Origin of the sequence: Clostridium beijerinckii, from assembly GCA_003129525.1 — a bacterium.
Lineage (GTDB): Bacteria > Bacillota > Clostridia > Clostridiales > Clostridiaceae > Clostridium > Clostridium beijerinckii_D.
Window position 1 is genome coordinate 2,259,439 of record CP029329.1, and the last position, 21,760, is coordinate 2,281,198.

A 21,760-nucleotide genomic window follows, 5' to 3' on the forward strand; every position below is an offset into this window, starting at 1 on the left:
AAACTAAATTACAATGGGGAGTGTTTGATATGAAGAAAAAGACTAGAGAAAAAATGAAAATTGCAATGGCTATTTTCATTATAGTAATTTTTATTATAGGATTATTACCTACTATACTTTATTTGTAAGGAGTGGGCACATGTTTTTAAAATCTCTGGAAATAAGAGGATTTAAATCCTTTGCTGATAAAACAGAATTAAAATTTAGAAAAGGTGTAACAGCAGTTGTAGGACCTAATGGAAGTGGAAAAAGTAATATTTCTGATGCTGTAAGATGGGTACTTGGAGAACAAAGTGTGAAGGTACTGCGAGGCGGAAAGATGGAGGATGTAATATTCTCTGGAACTCAGTTTAGAAAGGCTGTTGGACTGGCGCAAGTTTCACTAACACTTGATAATAGTGATGAACAATTAGCTACAGAATATAATGAAGTGACAGTATCTAGAAGAATATTTAGGTCAGGAGAATCTGAATATTTAATAAATAATTCAAAATGCAGACTTAAAGACGTAACAAATCTTTTTATGGATACAGGAATAGGAAAAGAAGGATATTCATTAATTGGACAAGGCAAAATCGAAGCCATTTTAAGTGGTAAGCCAGAAGACAGAAGATCTCTTCTAGAAGAAGCTGCAGGCATTGTAAAATTTAAGAATAGAAAAGAAGAAGCAGAAAAAAGGTTAAGTAATACTGATGATAATTTGGTTAGAATAAATGATATTTTATCAACTTATGAAGAGAGAATAGAACCTTTAAGAATTGAAAGAGAAAAAGCATTAGAGTTTAATGAATTCTCTAAGGACTTAAAGAAAAAGGAAGTATCACTTATAGTTCATACCATAAAGAATATGGAAGATGAATTAAAAGGTTTCAATGAAGATTTAGAATTGAAAATTAAGGGTATTGAAGATAAACGAAAAGAGATAGCTACTGATAAAGAAAAACTCAAGTCTTTGGAGAATAAGATAGAGGAAATAGAAAGAAAAAATTTAGAAGATAAAGAACAATATTATAATTTAAAAGAATTAGTTGGTGAAAATCAAAAAAACATTGAACTTTATAGAGAAAGAATCAAGAGTTTTGAAGAAAAAAATAATAGAAATAACTATGAATTAAGTGATATAGCAACTAAAATAAATCAAATAAATGAAAATAAAATAATATTGGAAGAAGAATTATCTAAAAGGCTAGAAGAACAAAAGTTTAAAAATCAAGATATTGAAAAGCTAGAAGAGCACAATATAAAAAGTTCTACAGAACTTAAAAGTATTGAAGAAGAGCTTAAAGTATTAAAACAAGGAGAATTTGAATTTTTAAGAAATAATTCAGATATAAAAAATGAGATTACTATATTAAATAAAGATATTTCACTTAGAGAAGAAAAGAAAACAATTTTAAATTCATCTATATCATCTTTAGAACATAACATAGTGATTAATTTAGGAACTTATAAGGGATTAAGTAATGATATTGAAAGTAAGAAAGATAAGATAAATGCGTTAAATCTAGAAATAGTAGAAGATAAGAAAAAAATAAGTTTACTATCCACTAATTTAATTAAAAAGGAAAATGAGCTTAGAGAATTAAATAGAATATTAACTAAACTTGATGCAAATAAGTCAATGTTAGAAAACTTAGAGAAGCACTATGAAGGGTATAATAGGTCTGTAAAATCGTTAATGGAGTCAATTCACAATGAGAAAATTACCTCAGCTCGTGATACTAAAGTTTTAGGTGAAGTTTTTACTGTTGAAAAGAATTATGAAACGGCTATAGAAATAGCATTAGGAGCTGCAATATCTAATGTAATAACAAAAAATGAAGAAATAGCTAAAGTTCTTATTGGATATTTGAAAAAAAACAATTTAGGACGAGCAACATTTTTGCCGATAAACATAATAAGAGGTAGAAAACTAGAGTTAGATAAAAACATTACTACAGCTAATGGTTATATTGGAATTGGAAGTGACATAATTTCTTATGATAAAGAGTATGATAATGTAATGAATTATGTACTTGGAAGAACAATAATTTGTACTAATATGGATTGTGCGCTCAAAATTGCACAGATTGGAAGATATAATTATAAGATTGTTACCTTAGAAGGTGAAGTCTTAAATCCAGGAGGATCTTTAACTGGCGGTAGCATAAAAGGAAAAAATTCTAACGTATTAGGTAGAAAAAGAGAAATTGAAGAATTAACAAAAGAAATAAATGATAAGAAAGATAATTATGAAAAATTAACGAAATTAGTGGTAGATATTAAAGAAGAAATAAAAAACTCAGATGAAGGCATATTAAATAAAAGAGATGCAGTTCATGAAAAAAATATTGAATTAACTAAAAAAGAAAGTGAAATTCAAGGCTTACAAAATGATACTGATAAATTGAAAAGAAATTTAGAAATATCTAAAGAAGAACTTGAAAGAATAGTCAATGAAAAAGAAATTATCCTTGGAAAGCTTAAAATTAAAGAAGTTGAAATTAAGTCAATTGAAAATGAAAGTACATTCAATAAAAGTAAGAGCATACACTTAGAAGAATTAATAAGAGTAAGAGTACAAGAAGTAAATGACAATGATACTAAGCTTACAGAGATGAAAATAAATAAGGCAACCTTGGACGAAGCTATTGAAAATAAAAAAAATGAATTTACGCGTCTGGAAAAAGAAATTCATAATGTATCTATTAAAAATGAAATTTTAAATAAAGAAAATTTGGAAAATAAAAATAGCATTGAAAGTTTAAATTTAAATATAAAAGTTAAAAATAAAAATATAGAAGAAAATATTAGTGACATTACTAAATTGGAATTAAAGTTTAAAAATGAAGAAATAATAAAAGAAAAACTAAAACAACAATTTAAAGAAAAAGATAATATGATAAGTAATATTTTAGATGAAATTAGCTTGAAAGAGATGGAAGTTAATAAAAGAGAAATAATTAAGGCTAAAAAGGAAACTGATAAGGAACATACTTATAAAAAACTTAATGAGGAATTGGACCTAACATATGCAGAAGCACTAGATATATGTGAACCGGTAAGTGATGAAGAAATTTTAAAACAAGATATTTTTGCTATAAAGAGTAAAATAACAAAACTTGGAACCGTAAATCTAGCAGCTATTGAAGAATATGAAGAAATAAAAGATAAGTATGAATTTATGGCAGCACAAGCTGAAGATTTAGAGAAAGCTAAAGAAGAATTAAATTCTGTGATTAAAGATATGACTAATGAAATGAAAATTTTATTTAGAGAAAACTTTAAAATTCTAAATTACAACTTTAATGAGACTTTTAAAGAGTTATTTAAAGGTGGCAGTGCAGAACTTATTTTAGGGCAAGGTGATGAGCTTACAGCTAATATTGATATAAATGTAGAGCCGCCAGGTAAAAAACTTCAAAATATAAATTTAATGTCAGGCGGAGAGAAAGTTTTATCGGCAATAGCATTACTTTTCGGAATTTTAAAAATGAAGCCAACTCCATTTTGTATATTAGATGAAATAGAAGCAGCACTAGATGATGCTAATGTTTATAGGTATGCAGAATTCTTAAAAGTATTTTCTAAAAATACTCAATTTATAATTATAACTCATAGAAAAGGTACCATGGAAGTTAGTGACATTATATATGGTGTAACTATGGAAGAAAAAGGAATATCAAAAGTAGTATCAGTAGACTTATCAGAAAATTTTAATTAGGAGGAAATGAATTTGTTTGGAAATTTATTTAATAAACTAAAAGAAGGATTAACAAAGACTAGGGATGGATTAACTGATAAAATAAATGAAGTTTTAAATTTAGCAATAACTATAGATGAGGATTTATATGATGAACTAGAAGAAATATTAATTATATCAGATGTAGGCATGGACACTACTGTAGATATTATTGAAAGATTAAGAGTGAAGATACGTAAAGAAAAAATAAATGATCCTAAAGAGGTTAAGCCTGCGCTAAAGGAAGTAATTAAAGATATATTACTTGAAGGTTCTTATGAAGATGACGAAACAGCAAAAAAAGTAATGCTTGTAATTGGCGTGAATGGTGTTGGTAAAACTACATCTATTGGAAAGCTTGCTGCTAAAAACAGACAAGATGGAAAAAAAGTATTATTAGCTGCAGCAGATACATTTAGAGCAGCAGCTATAGATCAACTTGAAGTTTGGAGCACTAGATCAGAGGTAGATATAATAAAACATCAAGAAGGTTCAGATCCAGCGGCAGTAGTTTTTGATGCCATACAAGCAGCAAAAGCTAGAAATGTTGATTTATTAATCTGTGATACAGCAGGAAGACTTCATAATAAAAAGAATTTAATGAACGAACTTGAAAAAATAAATAGAATAATAGACAGAGAATTAGAAGGTTATAAAAAAGAAACATTGCTTGTTTTAGATGCAACTACAGGACAAAATGCTGTAATCCAAGCTAAACACTTTATGGAGGCATGCCCTATTGATGGTATAATATTAACAAAATTAGATGGAACTGCAAAAGGCGGGGTAGTTTTATCCATAAAGCAAAGTTTAAATATCCCAGTTAGATATATAGGCGTAGGAGAAGGCATTGATGATCTCCAAAAATTTGATGCAGAAGGATTTGCTGAAGCACTAATTTAAATCAATTAACAATTGACAATTAACAGTTAACAATTGCTGAAAAGAGTGCAAAGCACAATTAGAAACTTATTAAGCACAACTAAGATCGTTTCAAACATGAGAAAAATATTAATAATTAAACGCAACTCTGGCAGGAGTTTCATCCTAAATTGTCAATTGTACATGGAGAATTGTCAATTATTTAAATGTGTTAAGTAAAAGTACTTGACACATATAAAAAATCCTGTTAAAATCTTTTTTGTGGGTAAGGTGATTAAATGGAAGATAGAGTTGAAATTTCGTTGCTTGTGGATTTTTATGGTCCATTATTAACACAAAAGCAAAATGAAATTATGCAGTGGTATTATAATGATGATTTATCTTTATCTGAAATAGCAGAACTCAATAAAACGAGTCGTCAGGCTACACACGATTTAATCAAGAGATGTTATAAACAACTTCTATCCTATGAAAGTAAGCTTAACTTACTTCAAAAGAGTATGAACAGAGAAAAGGAAATTATAAATTTTTTAGAGTGTTTAAAAGATAAGTATTCCATAAATAATGAGGATATTATAAAGTATAAAGAAAAACTAGAAAATTTATAAGGAGGAGATAACATGGCTTTCGAAGGATTAGGTGAAAAATTACAGGAGACTTTCAGAAAATTAAAAGGCAAAGGAAAGTTGAATGAAAAAGATATAAAAGAAGCTATGAGAGAAGTAAAGCTTGCCTTATTAGAAGCAGATGTTAACTATAAAGTTGTTAAACAATTTATTTCTTCTGTTAGTTCTAAATGTGTTGGGAATGAAGTACTTGAAAGCTTAACACCAGGACAACATGTAATAAAAATAGTTAATGAAGAACTTACTAATCTTATGGGTGGAAGTGAAAGTAAACTTAACTACAGTAGTTCAGGACTTACAGTTATAATGTTAGTTGGACTACAAGGAGCGGGTAAAACTACTATGTGTGGTAAGCTTGCGTTAAACCTTAGAAAAGATAATAAGAAACCATTACTTGTAGCATGTGATATTTATAGACCTGCAGCTATAAAACAATTAGAGGTTGTAGGAAAACAAATTGAGATTCCTGTATTCTCTATGGGGGATAAAGTGAATCCAGTTGAAATTGCAAAAAAGGCAATAACTCATGCAAAAGATAATGGAAATAATGTAGTTATTATAGATACTGCAGGTAGACTTCACATTGATGAAGAATTAATGCAGGAACTAAAAAATATAAAAGAAAATGTAAAACCATCAGAAATATTATTAGTTGTTGATTCAATGACAGGTCAAGATGCTGTTAATGTAGCAGAAAGTTTTAATAATGATTTAGACTTAAGTGGAGTTATATTAACAAAGTTAGATGGTGATACTAGAGGTGGAGCTGCACTTTCAATCAAAAGCATAATTGATAAACCAATCAAATTCGCTGGTATTGGCGAAAAAATGAATGATTTTGAAGTGTTCCATCCTGACAGAATGGCATCAAGAATACTTGGAATGGGTGATGTATTATCACTTATTGAAAAGGCTCAAGAAGCTATCAATGAAAAGGACGCTGCTGACTTAGGCAAGAGAATGTTAAATCAAGAATTTAATTTTGAAGATTACCTAATGGCAATGGAACAAATGAAGAAGCTTGGACCGTTAAATAAAATTATGGAAATGATACCTGGTATGAATTCGAAAGAACTTCAAGGGGTTGATTTTGATAAAGGAACAGAAGCACTTGATAAAACTAAGGCAGTTATTCAATCGATGACAGCTAAAGAAAGAAAAAATCCGAATCTTATAGTAAAATCGCCATCAAGAAAGAATAGAATAGCTAAAGGATCAGGTACAAGTGTTCAAGAAGTTAATAAGCTTATGAAGGGCTTTGAAATGATGAAAAAGCAAATGAAACAAATGAAGTCATTGACAAAGCAATCAAAGAAGGGCGGCGGCTTATTTGGTAAGCTACCATTCTAGAAAAAAAGACATATTTGGTTAAGTATTTTTATCCGATAGCTAGCATCCGTAACACGCCCACTTCTTCAAGTGGCAGATAACGGCTGCACGCTCCTGGACGAGGTGACCCTTGAGGTTATAAGTTTAACTAAGATTCAGATGGGGATCAAACCCCACCTGAATCAAGTTTCACTTGATGCGATACCTAAAATATATAATTATATTTAAAGGAGGTGAAATTAAAAATGGCAGTAAAAATTAGATTAAGAAGAATGGGTTCTAAAAAAGCACCTTTCTATAGAATAGTTGTTGCAGATTCAAGAGCACCAAGAGATGGTAAATTCATCGAAGAAATTGGATACTACAATCCATTAACTGAACCAGTTGACTTTAAAGTCAATGAAGAAAAAGCTACTGAATGGATTGCTAAGGGAGCACAACCAACAGATGTAATAAAAAGACTTTTCACTAATGCAGGCGTTACTAAGTAATTTTTGGAGGTGAATTCTACAATTGGTACATACTAATTGTGGACGTTTATGAAGGAATTAGTTGAATTTATGGCTAAATCCCTTGTTGACAACCCGGATGCAGTTACTGTTAATGAAGTAAATGGAGAACAATCCATAATACTAAAATTAACAGTAGCACCTGAAGATATGGGTAAAATTATAGGTAAGCAAGGAAGAATTGCGAAGGCTATAAGAACAGTTATAAAAGCTGTAGCAGTTAAACAAAATAAACGAGTTATAGTAGAAATCATCTAAAAATTAAGAGTTAGGGTTAACCTAACTCTTTTTAGGTATATAAAATAATTAAAAACTAAATTGATGTATATTCTATAGTATATACGTTAATTATCTTAAATATATAAAAATAGAGGTGAAAACAATGGATAAATTATTTAAAATTGGTCAAATCATAAATACTCATGGAATTAAAGGTGAAGTTAAGGTTTATCCTTTAACAGAAGATGTTAATAAATTTAAACGTCTAAAAACTGTTTTAGTAGGTGGAGTAGAAAAGAATATCTTAGGAGTTAAATTTCAAAAGGATAGGGTTATATTGAAAATAGAAGGAATAGATTCTATGAATGATGCCGAAACATATAAAGAAAAGTATATTGAAGTGCCAAGTGATAATGAACCTGAACTTCCACCAGATACTTATTATGTTTCAGATTTGAAAGAATGTACAGTATATGATACGAATGGAAAAGAACTTGGAAAAATATTTGATATAATAAACACTCCTAATAATGATGTATATTGGATTCAAAAACCTAAAGAATTATTAATACCAGTTCTTAGAGATATAGTACTTAGCGTTGACATTAATTCTAAGAAGATAGTTATTAAACCAGTTGGTGAATGGCAAGATGAAGATTAGCATATTGACATTATTCCCTGAGATGTTTTCTATTTTTGAACATAGTATTATAGGAAGAGCAAGAGAAAATAATTTAGTTGACTTCAGTTTATTAAATATACGAGATTATACTTTGAATAAACATAAAAAAGTTGATGATTATCCTTACGGTGGTGGACCAGGTATGGTTATGGCACCTCAACCTATAGTGGATACCATAAGGAAAGCCAAGGAAAATAACAAAGGCAAGGTTATATTTCTAGGGCCTAGAGGAAAGACTTTTAATCAAGAACTTGCAAAAGACCTTTGTAAAGAAGAAAATCTCATATTTCTATGTGGGCATTATGAAGGGATAGATGAGAGAGTCTATAAACACATAGATATGGAAATTTCACTTGGTGATTTTGTTTTAACTGGAGGAGAAATGGCGGCAATTCCAGTTATAGATTCCATTTTAAGACTTATTCCAGGCATTCTTGGAAAAGAAGAAAGCTTTATGGAAGAATCGTTTTATAATGGATTATTAGAATATCCTCAATATACTAGACCGGAAGATTTTGAGGGGCATAAGGTACCAGAAGTATTATTATCTGGACATCATGAAAATATAAGGAAATGGAGACGGGTTAAGTCTCTGAATATAACTAAAAAAAATAGACCGGATTTATATAAAGATATAACTTTGACTAAAGAGGATATTAAGATTTTGAAGAATAGTACAGATAAATAAAATATAATACATAATTTTTGTTGAAAAATAAAAAAATATGTGATATGATTAAAAACGTGTTAGTACGGGCGTTCCTCTGTCAGTATATTTTATGTTAAGAACGTCAAATTATCTTTAAGGAGGGAATACACAATGAACGAAATAATAAGAGCTATTGAAGCTGAACAAATTAGAACTGACCTACCAAACTTTAAAGTTGGAGACAACATAAAAGTTTATGTTAAGGTTAAAGAAGGTACAAGAGAAAGAGTACAAATGTTCGAAGGTACTGTAATGAAAAAACAAAATGGTGGGTTAAGAGAAACTTTCACTGTAAGAAGAGTTGCTTTAGGAACTGGAGTTGAAAGAACTTTCCCAATGAATGCACCAATCATCGAGAAAATCGAAATCTCAAGAAGAGGTAAAGTAAGAAGAGCTAAACTTTACTACTTAAGAGATAGAGTTGGTAAATCTGCTAAAGTTAAAGAATTATTAACTAGATAGTATTAAAAGGGACTGTTTCAGTCCTTTTTTTTATACTTACAAATAAATATAAGGAGGAATCTACATGGTAATTAATTGGTTCCCGGGACATATGAAAAAAACTCAAAGAGAAATTAAAGAAAATTTAGCATTAGTTGATGCTGTTATTGAAATAAGAGATGCTAGAATTCCTAGAAGCTCAGCTAATCCTGATATTGAAAAGTTATTAGAAGGAAAACCTAGAATTATACTTTTAAACAAAAGTGATTTAACTGATGGTGCAGTCACTAAAGAATGGATTAAACATTTAACTAAAGAAGATGTTAGAGTATTAGAAGTCAACTGCTTAAAAGGTGATGGACTTAAAAATATAAAACCTATGCTACTAACTCTTCTAAAAGAAAAGCATGATAGATTAAGAACAAGAGGTATGGATAATATAACGACAAGAGTTATGGTTGTTGGAATACCTAATGTAGGAAAATCTACGTTTATAAATAGATTGGGAAAAAATAATATAGCTAAAACAGGAGATAGACCGGGTGTTACTAAGAGTAAACAATGGATAAAGACAGACATAGGAATTGAACTTTTAGACACACCAGGAGTATTGTGGCCTAGATTTGAAGATAATATAACAGCTTTAAATTTAGCTTTTACAGGCGCTATAAAAGATGAAATAATGGATATAGAAGAATTAGCCTTAAGGCTTGTAGAAAGACTGCAAATAAGTTATGCAGCTAAATTAAAAGAAAGATATAAAATAGCAGAAGTTTTTGAAAATCCAATAGATACGCTAGATGCTATAGGTAAAAAGCGAGGAACTCTAATTTCAGGAGGACAAATTGACTATAATAGAATAGCTGTTATATTACTTGACGAGTTTAGAGGCGGAAAAATGGGTAACATTTCTTTAGAACGCCCAGTGGAAGAAAAAACTGATGATAATCAATAAAGATATAAAATCTTTGTCGTTTAGCGAAATTAAAGAAGAAATAAATAAGATTTCAATAATAGATTTATATAAAAGTGGCCATAGCACAAAAATTATAGATTGGTTAGAAAATGACAAAAGAAAGAACGTATTATCGATTAAAAATAAAATTCAAAGACAATTAGATTTATATTTAGATGAAGTTCAAAGAGTTAAAGCAATGTATGATTTTGATAAATCTTTTGGAGACTATAGATATGTGGCAGGAGTAGATGAAGTTGGAAGAGGCCCTCTTGCAGGGCCTATAGTTGCTTGTAGTGTTATATTGGACTTAAATGTTCTAGATGAAGAGTTGATTTTATATTTAAATGATTCTAAAAAAGTAAAAGAATCTAAGAGGGAAGAACTTTCGGAAATTATAAAAGAAAAAGCACTGAGTTACTATATATCAGCTTCTTCAAATGAGGAAATAGATGAAAAAGGTATATCTTTTTCTAATAATAAAGTGTTTTTAGAGAGTTGTAATTCACTTAGTATAAAGCCTGACTTAGTATTATCTGATGGATATTTAGTTAAGAATATTAGGATAGAAAATAAGTCAGTTATCAAAGGAGACACAAAAAGTGCCTGTATTGCTGCAGCATCAATTGTTGCAAAGGTATATAGAGATAATCTTATGAAAGAATATGCTAAAAAATATCCAAATTATGATTTCGAAAATAATGTTGGATATGGCACTTCAAAACATATAGAAGCTTTGAAAACCTATGGAAAATGCAGCATACATAGAAGTAGTTTCTTAACAAAATTATTATAAATCATGCTCAAAAAGTAAGAGTCCAAATACAAGATTTGGGCTCTTACTTTTTTGATTTTTGCTTATAATCTAAAGGCATCCTTTATATGATTTATTTTGAAAAATGTAGTTTGGGGATTTAAATAAACTTCTATAACATCAAATCTTATATTAATATCAAATAGTTTTTTATAATAAATATAAGAGTTAGCAACTTTTATTATTGATTTTTGTTTTGAAAAAGTGATTGATTCTTTAGGTAAACCATAATCATAACTATATCTACCTTTAACTTCAACGATTATTAACAAATTATCTTGAATGCATATAATATCTATCTCGCCTAAAAAATTTCTAAAATTACAATCTAATATATGATATTTATTTTTTTGTAAATAATCTTTAACTAAATTTTCGCAATAATTACCTATTTCCTTATTTAATTTTTTCACTAAATCACTCCAATTTTAAGTTGTTATTAACGTATATATGTTGCAATTATCAATTGTCAATTTATGTTGAAATACTTTCGTGATTTCTTAAAGCTTAATTATTGGTAATTTAAATATTTAATATATAATCATGCTTTATAGCTTAGTATGTTGGTATTTTACAGTAAGAGTTCATAATTAGAAAAACATAACTAATTATTAGTTTCATAAAATATATAGTACTATTGCCTGCGTTTTTCTTTTATATATTTAGGATTATTAACAATTTAAAAATAAGTTAAACAAATTTATTTTTAAAGAATTAATCATTATAAGTGTGTCTATAATCTCTAGTGGGTGATTTATATGGCAGTAAAAATAATTAGTGCAACGCACAATGGATTGGAAGGTTTTTTAATAAATGTTGAGGTAGATATATCTAAGGGATTACCGGTATTTAATATAGTCGGACTTCCTGACGCCTCAGTAAAAGAAGCTAAGGAGAGAGTGAGAGCTGCAATTATAAATTGTGGCTTTGAATTTCCACTAGGTAGAATTACGATTAATTTAGCACCGGCAGATGTAAGGAAAATAGGATCTCTTTTGGATTTACCTATTGCACTTGGAATTCTTATGGAGTCTAATCAAATATGCAGAAAAAGTATGGATGATTGCATAGTATTTGGAGAATTATCTTTATTTGGAGAATTGAAGGGAGTAAAAGGAACAATACCAATAATAATTGAAGGTACTAAGGAGAAAATCAATAAATTTATTTTTCCTTATGAAAATTTAGAAGAAAGTTATTATTTTGAAGGAGGAGAGTATTATCCTTTAAAAACCTTGAAAGAAGTAATTTCGTATATTATCTATGAAGATGTACTACCTTATGAAGCAAACGATGAACTTAAAAGTGAAGAAATTTATGATTCATTGGATTATGGCAGTATTATAGGTCAATATTCATCAAAAAGGGCTCTAGAAATAGCTGCAGCTGGAAATCATAATATTATTCTTTATGGAGAACCTGGATGTGGTAAAACAATGCTTGCAAAAGCATTAATATCAATTTTGCCATCGTTATCTCAAGAAGAATTAATAGAAATTGCGAAAATTTATAGTGCATGTGGCCTTATAAAGAAAATTTCACATATTAAAAGACCTTTTAGAGCTCCACATCACACAACTACAAGGGCAGCATTAATTGGTGGTGGAAAAGAAATAAAGCCTGGAGAAATAACACTTGCACATAACGGAATATTGTTTTTGGATGAAATTTTAGAATTTAAAAAAGAAGTTTTAGAGTCGTTAAGAGAACCTCTTGAAGAAAAATATGTAAATATAAATAGACTTAGTGGCAGTTATCAAATGCCAGCTGATTTTCTATTAATTGGCGCATTTAATCCTGTTGAAAATAATGAAGATAAAGATTGTAATGATGATAAGTACTATTTTAATACTAGGATTAAGAAGTATTCTAAAAAATTCTCGAGTGCTTTATTAGATAGAATTGATATTGTAAATTATGTACCTAGATTGAATTATGATGAAATAAAAAATGAAAGAGATCCATATGATTCAAAAATTATAAGAGAAAATGTTCTTAGAGCTAGGGAAACTCAAAAAGATAGATTAAAAAACACTTCATATAAATATAATTCTGATATAAAAGGAAAAGATATTTTTGAAATATGTAGAGTTAATAAAAAATGTACGGAAATTCTAAAACACTATTATAATACATCAAGTGTGTCTTTAAGAGGATATGGAAAGGTTATAAAATTATCAAGAACAATAGCAGATATAGATAATGAAAATGACATATTAGAAGGACATATATTAGAAGCTTTTAGTTATAGAAAAAATATTAATGGAGAAATTATTTAGAAGGGGATACAGATGAATGGATTATGATTTATGGTTAATACTTGTTAATCTATCAAATTATCGAAAAAGAAAGCTAATAGATAAATATAAAACTGCAAAAAATGTATATAATAATTTTGAAGATATATTGAAAGAAAATAAAATAATCTCAAAAAAATTAAAAGATTTTCAAAAGGAAGATTTGTACTATGAAGTTTCAAATCTCAAAGAGACATTATCTAGAAAAAGTATAGGTTATATTACATACGCTAATCCTTTATATAGAGAGAAATTGAGTGGAATTTTGGATTCTCCATATTTTTTGTTTTATATGGGAAATATAGATATTATAAACAAGAAATCTATAGGAGTTGTAGGAGCTAGAAAATGCTCTAGTTATGGAATGGCTGTAACAAAACTCTTGACAAAGGAGCTTATTACTAATAATATAACGCTTATAAGCGGAGGTGCAAGAGGAATAGATTCAATTGCACATAAAACTGCTTTAGAGAATAATGGATGTAACATATCTGTATTAGGGTGTGGATTAGACATAACTTATCCACCTGAAAACAAAGCTTTGTTTTCAAAGATAGCAGAAAATGGCGTAGTAATTTCTGAGTTTTTACTTGGTACACCACCAATAGGAGAAAATTTTCCTAGGAGGAATAGAATAATTAGTGGACTTAGTAAAAGTATAATAGTAATAGAAGCTTCAGAGAAAAGTGGATCATTAATAACAGCTAGGTTAGCGCTAGAACAACATAAAACTGTTATTGCTGTACCTGGTTCAATATTTTATAGTGGAGCAAAGGGTTCTAATAAATTGATTAGAGATGGTGCTACCATTTGTACCGATGTGGAAGATTTAAGAGTTATACTTAGCTTGGAACATGTTCGCATTAAACCTATGAAGTTTACTCCTGAAAAAAATGAAATATTAGAGATGATAACAGATTCACCAGTTCACATAGATGATATTTTTAAAAATACGTCTGTTGATAGAGGGGCGTTATATGCATTGTTATTTGAAATGCAGATAAAAAGTGAAATTATTTGTTTACCTGGAAATTACTATGTAAGAACGATTTAAAATGTATAGGGGGTGAATACTTCATAAATTTTATGAAGTTGTAATATGGGACAAAAACTAGTAATTGTTGAATCGCCGGCAAAAGCAAAAACAATCGGCAAATATTTAGGAAAAAATTATATTGTAGAAGCATCTATGGGGCATGTAAGAGACTTACCTAAAAGTAGATTAGCTGTTGATATAGAAAATAACTATACTCCTAAATATATAACTATTAGAGGAAAGGGCGAATTAGTTGATAAATTGAGAAAAGCTGCTAAAAAAGCAGATAAAGTTTATCTAGCTACCGATCCAGATCGTGAAGGAGAAGCTATTTCATGGCATTTAGCTAATATTTTAAAAATTTCAGAAGATGACACATGTAGAATTGTATTTAACGAAGTTACAAAATCAGCAGTCAAAGCATCTATAAAAGAAGCAAGGAAAATAGATTTAGATTTAGTAGATGCACAACAAGCAAGAAGAATATTAGATAGGCTTGTTGGTTATGAAATAAGTCCAATTTTATGGAAAAATGTGAAATGGGGACTTAGTGCAGGGAGAGTACAATCAGTAGCTTTAAAATTAATATGTGATAGAGAAAAGGAAATAAATGAATTTATTCCTAAAGAGTACTGGTCTATAGATTGTATACTTAAAAAAGAAAGAAAGAAGTTTCCTGTGAGACTTTCAACATATAAAGGAAAAAAGATTGAAATTGAAAATGAAGAAATATCGAATAGAATTGTAAATGAACTTGAAGCTGGAAACTTTATTGTGAAAAACATAAAGAAGGGTAAGAAAACTAGAAATCCACTTCCACCTTTTACAACAAGTACACTTCAACAAGAAGCAAATAAAAAATTAAATTTTATGACTAAAAGAACTATGTCTATAGCACAAGGGCTTTATGAAGGTGTAGAAATAAAAGGTTACGGAACAGTAGGATTAATAACATATATGAGAACTGACTCAATGAGAATTTCAGACGAGGCACAAGCAAAAACTAAAGAATTTATTGAAAATACTTATGGTGAGAAATATGTGCCAAGTTCTCCAAGAATATATAAAGGTAAAAAAAATATTCAGGATGCCCATGAAGCAATAAGACCAACTTATACGGAAATCACACCACAAATTGCAAAAGAAAACTTGAATTCAGAACAATTTAAATTATATTCATTAATATGGAACAGATTTGTAGCAAGCCAAATGGAATCATGTGAACTAAATACAAATTCAATAGATATATTAAATGGCGATTATAAATTTAAAGCATCAGGTTCAGTAATTTCTTTTGATGGTTTTATGAAGATATATGAATATTCAAATGAAGATGACGAAAATTCAGTATTATTACCAGAATTAGAGGAGAATGAAGAACTTAAAACAGATTCACTTAAAGGGACTCAACATTTTACTCAACCGTTACCTAGATACACAGAAGCATCATTTGTTAAATTATTAGAGGAAAAAGGTATAGGCAGACCAAGTACTTATGTACCAACTATTTCAACTATACTTGGAAGGAACTACGTTATTCGTGAAAAGAAAAACTTAGTACCAACAGAACTTGGAGATATAGTAAATAATATTATGAGTGAATATTTCGAACAAATAGTAGATGTAGATTTTACAGCGGATATGGAGAGAAAACTTGATAATGTAGAAGATGGAAATGAAAATTGGACAAAAATAGTTGGAGAATTTTTTGATCCACTTAAAATTGCTATTGAAAAGGCTGAAAAAGAAATATCAAAGGTTGTAATTGAAGACAAGGTCAGTGATGTGAAATGTGAAAAATGTGGACGTATGATGGTTATTAAAAGAGGCAGATATGGTGAATTTTTAGCATGTCCAGGATATCCAGAATGTAAAAATGCTAAGCCTATAGTTGAAGAATTGGATGTACCATGTCCAGAATGCGGGAAAACTATAGTGGTTAAAAAAAGCAAAAAGGGGAAAAAATTCTTTGGATGTATGGGATATCCAGAATGTAAATTTGTAAGTTGGTATGAACCAGTAAAAGATAAATGCCCTGAATGTAATTCTTATATGGTATTGAAGTATTCAAAATCAAAAGGAAAGTATATACAATGTTCAAACAGTGAATGTAATTATAAAGAAGATTTAAAAAAAGATATAACAGAAGAAGAAAAATAAATATAAAAAAAGATGTGACGAAGAATAAATATTATTTTGTCGAATTGCAAAAAAAAGAGTGTTGAAAATCAGAATTTTATATGATAAACTAGTGTTAATAGCAACTTGTAAAAAAATTCGATTAATTAAGAATTTTCTAACAATTTTATTCTTTTTATTTAAGGTATCTTTAGACATTTATTTTTCATGCTTAAATAATATTGTTATACAGTTGCCAAGGAGGATAATGATATGTCATCACTATTAAGTAAAACTAGAATGTTAAACAAGATCTTACAGAAGACTGGCACAGAACCTGTAGCATTCCAAGATATATGTACACTGTTAAGTGAAGTTCTTGAATGCAATGCATATATAATAAGTAGAAAAGGCAAAGTACTTGGATATACTTTTGGCAATGATTTTGAATGTGAAGCTATGAAAAAAAAGGTGATAGAAGATAAAAAATTTCCGGAAGATTATAATAAGTCGCTTTTACAAGTTAACGAAACATTGGCAAATCTTCCTAACGAAGGCAGATGCGTATTTCAAGAAATTGGTAATTGCAAAAAAGTAGATAAGCTATCAACAATAGTTCCGATTATAGGAAGTAGAGAAAGAATAGGAACACTAATATTAGCTAGATTTGGTAATGCATTTACTGATGAAGATTTAGTATTAGTAGAATATAGTGCAACTATTGTAGGCATGGAAATGCTTAGAGCTATGCAAGATGAAATTGCAGATGAAACAAGAAAAAAAGCAGTTGTCCAATTAGCTATAGGAACTCTTTCTTATTCTGAACTAGAAGCGGTTGAACATATATTTGAAGAATTAAATGGAAGCGAAGGCTTATTGGTAGCTTCAAAGATTGCAGATAAAGTAGGAATAACTAGAAGTGTTATAGTGAATGCATTAAGGAAATTTGAAAGTGCTGGTGTTATTGAATCTAGATCGCTTGGCATGAAAGGAACTTATATTAAAATATTAAATGAAAAATTAACAGAAGAATTAAAAAAGATTAAATAAATTAAGTAGCTATAGGTAAAAAATTCTATAGCTATTTTTGACGTTTAAAGTGTTATAAATGAAAATGAAATAGCACATATTTAATAAGTAGATTTTTTAAAAATGTCAAAAATAAAAAATTTTTGTTGATACGTTAAATACCTTATGATATACTACTTAAGATAAGAAATACACACATTATCCAATTTATAGATTAGGTGCCCTTAATTTAAGGGAAATCTATAAGCTAAAGATAGTGGCGGTAAAAACCAAGGAGGTAACAAAATGTCAGTTATATCAATGAAACAATTATTAGAAGCAGGTGTACATTTCGGTCACCAAACAAGAAGATGGAACCCTAAAATGGCTCCTTATATCTTCACAGAAAGAAACGGAATCTATATTATAGATCTTCAAAAAACAGTTAAGAAGGCTGAAGAAGCTTATAACTTTATTAAACAAGTATCTGAAGAAGGAAAAGATATACTTTTCGTTGGAACTAAAAAGCAAGCTCAAGAAGCAATTCAAGACGAAGCTATAAGAAGTAACATGCATTTCGTAAATAACAGATGGTTAGGTGGAATGTTAACAAACTTCTCTACTATTAAAGGTAGAATAAGAAAATTAGAACAAATAGAAAAAATGCAAGAAGATGGAACTTTTGATGTTCTTCCTAAGAAAGAAGTTATAAAGCTTAAGGGACAAATGGAAAAGCTTACAACTAATCTTGGCGGTATCAGAAATTTAGACGTTGAAAATGTTGGAGCAATGTTTATCGTTGATCCAAGAAAAGAAAAGAATGCTATATTAGAAGCTAGGATTTTAGGAATACCAGTAGTTGCAATTGTAGATACTAACTGTGATCCAGAAGAAGTTGATTATGTAATTCCAGGTAACGATGATGCTATTAGAGCTGTTAAATTAATAACTGCTAAAATGGCTGATGCTATTATGGAAGGAAGACAAGGCGAACAATTAGCTGAATAATTCAAATATAAAGGGTAAGTGAGGTTCACTTTACTGCCCTTTTATTAGAAGTTAAAGGATTACTTTATTATTTAGGAGGAATTTAGATTATGGCAAATATAAGTGCACAATTAGTTAAAGAACTAAGAGAAATGACTGGTTCTAAAATGATGGATTGTAAAAAGGCTTTAGTAGAAACAGATGGAGATATCGAAAAAGCTGTTGAATTTTTAAGAGAAAAAGGACTTTCCGATGCAGCTAAAAAATCTAGTAGAGTTGCTGCAGAAGGTGTAGTTAAAACATATATTGCAGATGATAAGAAAATTGGAGCAGTTCTTGAATTTAACTGTGAAACAGATTTCGTTGCTTTAAATGAAGAATTTGTTGGATTTGCTGATAAGTTAGCTAAAATAGTAGTTGAAAATTCAATTACTACAGTAGAAGAAATTCTTGACCAAAAAATTGAAGGCGAAGTTAAAGTTTCAGAAAGCTTAAAAGCTTTAATAGCAAAACTTGGTGAAAACATGTCAGTTAGAAGATTCACTAAATTCTCTATTGAAAATGGAGTGGTTAAGAGCTATATTCATGGTGGCGGAAGAATTGGAGTTCTAGTAGAAGTTGCTTGTGACAAAGATTCAGAAGTTCTTGAAGAAGTTGGGAAAGAAGTTTGTATGCAAATTGCTGCATCAAATCCATTATTCTTAAGTAAAGATGATGTTGATACAGAATCTATGGAAAAAGAAAAAGAAATATATAGAGTTCAAGCTTTAAATGAAGGAAAGCCAGAAAAAATCGTTGATAAAATGGTTATTGGAAGAATTAATAAGTACTTTAAAGAAGTTTGTCTTTTAGAACAACCATGGGTTAAAGATGGCGATAAGTCAATTGCTAAATTCTTAGAAGAGAAATCTAAAGAGGTTGGTTCTCCAATTACAGTAACTAGATTCGTAAGATACGAAAGAGGAGAAGGAATCGAAGTTGAAAAGGTAGACTTTGCTGAAGAAGTTGCAAGACAAATCGGTAAATAGTTTAAACCTAAAGAGAACACTTTGTGTTCTCTTTTTTTAAAGAATAAAGTAAATCTAATCTCTAAAAAATTCAGGAGGTAATTATAAATGGCAGATTGTAAATACAAGAGGGTAATTTTAAAGATTTCAGGAGAAGCATTAGCTGGAGTTAGTGGGTTTGGACTTGATTTTAATGTGGCTAAAAGAATAGCACTTGAAATTAAAGAATTAGTCGACATGGGTGTTGAAGTAGGAACTGTAGTTGGTGGCGGAAACATTTGGAGAGGCAGAAGTGGTGAAGGCATGGACAGAACCACTGCAGATTACATGGGAATGATGGCAACTTGTATAAATGCATTAGCGCTTCAGGATTCGTTAGAACAAGTGGGTGTTAAAACAAGAGTACAAACTGCTATAGAAATGAAAGAAATTGCAGAACCATTCATAAGAAGAAGAGCAATGAGACATTTAGAAAAAGGCAGAGTTGTTATTTTTGCTGCTGGTACAGGAAACCCATATTTTTCAACAGATACTACTGCAGCACTTAGAGCCGCTGAAATTGAAGCAGATGTAATTCTTTTAGCTAAAAAAGTTGATGGGGTTTATGATAAAGATCCTCATAAGTATTCAGATGCTAAAAAATATGATACACTATCATATATAGAAGTATTAGAACAAGGATTACAAGTTATGGATTCTACAGCAACTTCATTATGTATGGATAATGAAATTCCAATTCTTGTATTTGGATTAGATGAGCCAGGAAATATTAAAAGAGCAATGTATGGAGAAAGTATAGGTACATTAGTAAAAAAGAAATAGGAGGATAATCATGATTAAGGAAATCATTAAAAATGCAGAGGAAAAAATGAAAAAAACAATATCTGTGTTAGAGTCAGATCTATCAACAATGAAGGCAGGTAGAGCAAACCCAACAATGCTCGATAGGATTCAAGTTGATTATTATGGAAGTATGTGTCCACTTAGCCAAGTGGCAAATGTTTCAGCTCCAGAACCAAGAGTACTTATGATAACACCATGGGAAAAACCTCTATTAAGAGAAATAGAAAAAGCTATTTTAAAATCAGACTTAGGGTTAAATCCTTCAAATGATGGTTCAATTATTAGATTAGTAGTTCCAGAATTAACAGAAGAAACTAGAAAGATTCTTGTTAAGAAAGTAAAGAAAACAGGAGAAGACGCTAAGGTAGCTATAAGATCAATTAGAAAAACTGCTAATGATAAGATTAAAGATTTAAAAAAGGATTCTGATTTTTCAGAAGATCAAATAAAAAAAGCTGAAGATGAGGTTCAAAAGAAGACTGATGCAGTTGTAAAGCAAATAGATAATATTATTTTAGCAAAAGAAAAATCAGTTTTATCAGTTTAAAATTCAATGAAAACCTGCTGCGAAAGCAGGTTTTTTCCTTAAGCAGATAAGTGAGAGTCCAAATTTTATATTTGGTTTCTCAAACTTAGTTAACAACCGAAGGGTGTTAGCCTCCTAAGGGAAAGATTTGGAGTGGATCGCTTACTCTTTGAGCAAGCAGATTCACAGAGCGATATTTAAAGAAAGCCATAGGCTTTCAACCTTAACTGTTAATTGTTAACTGTTAATTGTTAACTGGCAATGAACTAGGGGGAGAAGACATGTTCAATATATTTAAATCAAAAAAAGAATATGAAAAAAATTTTGACTTGGATATGAATAACATACCAAATCATATAGCTATAATAATGGATGGTAATGGACGATGGGCTAAAAAACAAAACTTGCCAAGAAGCATGGGACATAAAGCAGGCGTTGAAACTATTAGAATAATTCTAAAGGAAGCTAGTAGACTAGGCGTAAAAAATTTGACTTTATATGCTTTTTCAACTGAAAATTGGTCAAGACCTAAAGATGAAGTTGGAACATTAATGAAACTTTTAGTTAATTATTTAAAAAAAGAATTAAAAGAATGTAATGACAATGGCGTTAGAATGAATGTTTTGGGAGATGTTACAAAGCTACCTGAAGAATGTCAAAAAGCTTTGAGAGAGTCTATAGAAGCTACTAAGAATAATACAAAGATAAACTTGAATTTTGCTTTAAACTATGGAGGCAGAAATGAAATAATTAGAGCTATTAAGCTTATTAGTTCAGATATAAAAAATAATAAAATAAAAGAAGAAGAAATAAATGAAGAATTGGTAGAAAAATATTTATATACTAAAGGCATACCAGATCCAGATTTAATTATTAGACCATCTGGAGAACAAAGACTTAGTAATTTTTTACTATGGCAATGTGCTTATTCTGAATTTTGGTATTCTGATATAAATTGGCCAGATTTTAAAGAAATAGATTTAAAAAGAGCCATAGCGGATTATCAAAATAGAGATAGACGCTTTGGAAAAGTTAAATAGAGGAGTGGTTA

Annotated in this window: 21 protein-coding genes; 20 read left to right on the top strand and 1 reads right to left on the bottom strand. The window is 29.4% G+C overall.

The genetic code is table 11. The annotated features are described in order from the left end of the window. Positions 1-139 precede the first annotated feature (139 nt). The 11 genes from smc to DIC82_10070 all read left to right on the top strand — a co-directional run bounded on the left by smc (position 140) and on the right by DIC82_10070 (position 10,869). Positions 140-3,703 (top strand): chromosome segregation protein SMC, encoded by a 3,564-nt coding sequence (gene smc, locus DIC82_10020; protein ID AWK51342.1) that lies wholly within the window; start codon positions 140-142, stop codon positions 3,701-3,703. A gap of 12 nt (positions 3,704-3,715) precedes the next feature. Next, on the top strand, positions 3,716-4,624 hold the full coding sequence (locus DIC82_10025) for a signal recognition particle-docking protein FtsY (GenBank protein ID AWK51343.1): 909 nt from the start codon (positions 3,716-3,718) through the stop codon (positions 4,622-4,624). A 257-nt stretch (positions 4,625-4,881) separates the two neighbouring features. Next, complete coding sequence (locus tag DIC82_10030) at positions 4,882-5,211, top strand: putative DNA-binding protein (GenBank protein ID AWK51344.1); 330 nt, start codon at positions 4,882-4,884, stop codon at positions 5,209-5,211. 12 nt (positions 5,212-5,223) lie between these two features. Continuing rightward, on the top strand, positions 5,224-6,579 hold the full coding sequence (locus tag DIC82_10035) for a signal recognition particle protein (protein ID AWK51345.1): 1,356 nt from the start codon (positions 5,224-5,226) through the stop codon (positions 6,577-6,579). 224 nt (positions 6,580-6,803) lie between these two features. Next, on the top strand, positions 6,804-7,049 hold the full coding sequence (locus DIC82_10040) for a 30S ribosomal protein S16 (protein ID AWK51346.1): 246 nt from the start codon (positions 6,804-6,806) through the stop codon (positions 7,047-7,049). A gap of 48 nt (positions 7,050-7,097) precedes the next feature. Beyond that, positions 7,098-7,325, top strand: coding sequence for a KH domain-containing protein (locus DIC82_10045; GenBank protein ID AWK53065.1), 228 nt, complete (start codon positions 7,098-7,100; stop codon positions 7,323-7,325). Positions 7,326-7,449: 124 nt separating this feature from the next. Then, positions 7,450-7,947 (top strand): 16S rRNA processing protein RimM, encoded by a 498-nt coding sequence (rimM, locus tag DIC82_10050; protein AWK51347.1) that lies wholly within the window; start codon positions 7,450-7,452, stop codon positions 7,945-7,947. After that, entirely contained in the window at positions 7,937-8,656 is a 720-nt protein-coding gene (trmD, locus tag DIC82_10055; GenBank protein ID AWK51348.1) for a tRNA (guanosine(37)-N1)-methyltransferase TrmD, read from the top strand. Before rimM ends, trmD begins: the two co-directional genes overlap by 11 nt. 132 nt (positions 8,657-8,788) lie before the next feature. Next, the gene (locus DIC82_10060; protein ID AWK51349.1) at positions 8,789-9,139 is read left to right on the top strand and encodes a 50S ribosomal protein L19; all 351 of its coding nucleotides are present in this window, start codon (positions 8,789-8,791) and stop codon (positions 9,137-9,139) included. Positions 9,140-9,203: 64 nt separating this feature from the next. Further along, positions 9,204-10,073 carry a ribosome biogenesis GTPase YlqF gene (locus DIC82_10065; GenBank protein AWK51350.1) on the top strand — a complete coding sequence of 290 codons (870 nt, stop codon included), beginning with the start codon at positions 9,204-9,206 and terminating at the stop codon, positions 10,071-10,073. Then, on the top strand, positions 10,057-10,869 hold the full coding sequence (locus tag DIC82_10070; GenBank protein AWK51351.1) for a ribonuclease HII: 813 nt from the start codon (positions 10,057-10,059) through the stop codon (positions 10,867-10,869). Before DIC82_10065 ends, DIC82_10070 begins: the two co-directional genes overlap by 17 nt. Before the next feature lie 62 nt (positions 10,870-10,931). On the opposite strand, the gene DIC82_10075 is transcribed toward DIC82_10070, so the two are convergent. After that, complete coding sequence (locus DIC82_10075) at positions 10,932-11,300, bottom strand: YraN family protein (protein ID AWK51352.1); 369 nt, start codon at positions 11,298-11,300, stop codon at positions 10,932-10,934. A gap of 345 nt (positions 11,301-11,645) precedes the next feature. Between DIC82_10075 and DIC82_10080 the strand changes: the two genes are divergently transcribed. From DIC82_10080 to DIC82_10120, 9 genes are all read left to right on the top strand, one after another. Beyond that, positions 11,646-13,166 carry a magnesium chelatase gene (locus tag DIC82_10080; protein ID AWK51353.1) on the top strand — a complete coding sequence of 507 codons (1,521 nt, stop codon included), beginning with the start codon at positions 11,646-11,648 and terminating at the stop codon, positions 13,164-13,166. 16 nt (positions 13,167-13,182) lie between these two features. After that, a complete protein-coding gene (dprA, locus tag DIC82_10085; GenBank protein AWK51354.1) occupies positions 13,183-14,238 on the top strand; it encodes a DNA-protecting protein DprA in 1,056 nt (351 codons plus the stop codon). 45 nt (positions 14,239-14,283) lie between these two features. Beyond that, positions 14,284-16,380, top strand: coding sequence for a type I DNA topoisomerase (locus DIC82_10090; GenBank protein ID AWK51355.1), 2,097 nt, complete (start codon positions 14,284-14,286; stop codon positions 16,378-16,380). A 231-nt stretch (positions 16,381-16,611) separates the two neighbouring features. Beyond that, positions 16,612-17,388, top strand: a complete 777-nt coding sequence (locus DIC82_10095; GenBank protein AWK51356.1) for a GTP-sensing pleiotropic transcriptional regulator CodY — start codon at positions 16,612-16,614, stop codon at positions 17,386-17,388. Between the two features lie 264 nt (positions 17,389-17,652). After that, on the top strand, positions 17,653-18,354 hold the full coding sequence (gene rpsB / locus DIC82_10100) for a 30S ribosomal protein S2 (protein AWK51357.1): 702 nt from the start codon (positions 17,653-17,655) through the stop codon (positions 18,352-18,354). An 89-nt stretch (positions 18,355-18,443) separates the two neighbouring features. Further along, on the top strand, positions 18,444-19,361 hold the full coding sequence (locus tag DIC82_10105) for an elongation factor Ts (protein ID AWK51358.1): 918 nt from the start codon (positions 18,444-18,446) through the stop codon (positions 19,359-19,361). 87 nt (positions 19,362-19,448) lie between these two features. Next, positions 19,449-20,162, top strand: a complete 714-nt coding sequence (locus DIC82_10110) for a UMP kinase (protein AWK51359.1) — start codon at positions 19,449-19,451, stop codon at positions 20,160-20,162. Positions 20,163-20,172: 10 nt separating this feature from the next. Next, complete coding sequence (locus DIC82_10115; protein AWK51360.1) at positions 20,173-20,730, top strand: ribosome recycling factor; 558 nt, start codon at positions 20,173-20,175, stop codon at positions 20,728-20,730. A gap of 260 nt (positions 20,731-20,990) precedes the next feature. Further along, positions 20,991-21,749, top strand: a complete 759-nt coding sequence (locus DIC82_10120; protein ID AWK51361.1) for an isoprenyl transferase — start codon at positions 20,991-20,993, stop codon at positions 21,747-21,749. Positions 21,750-21,760: the final 11 nt, after the last annotated feature.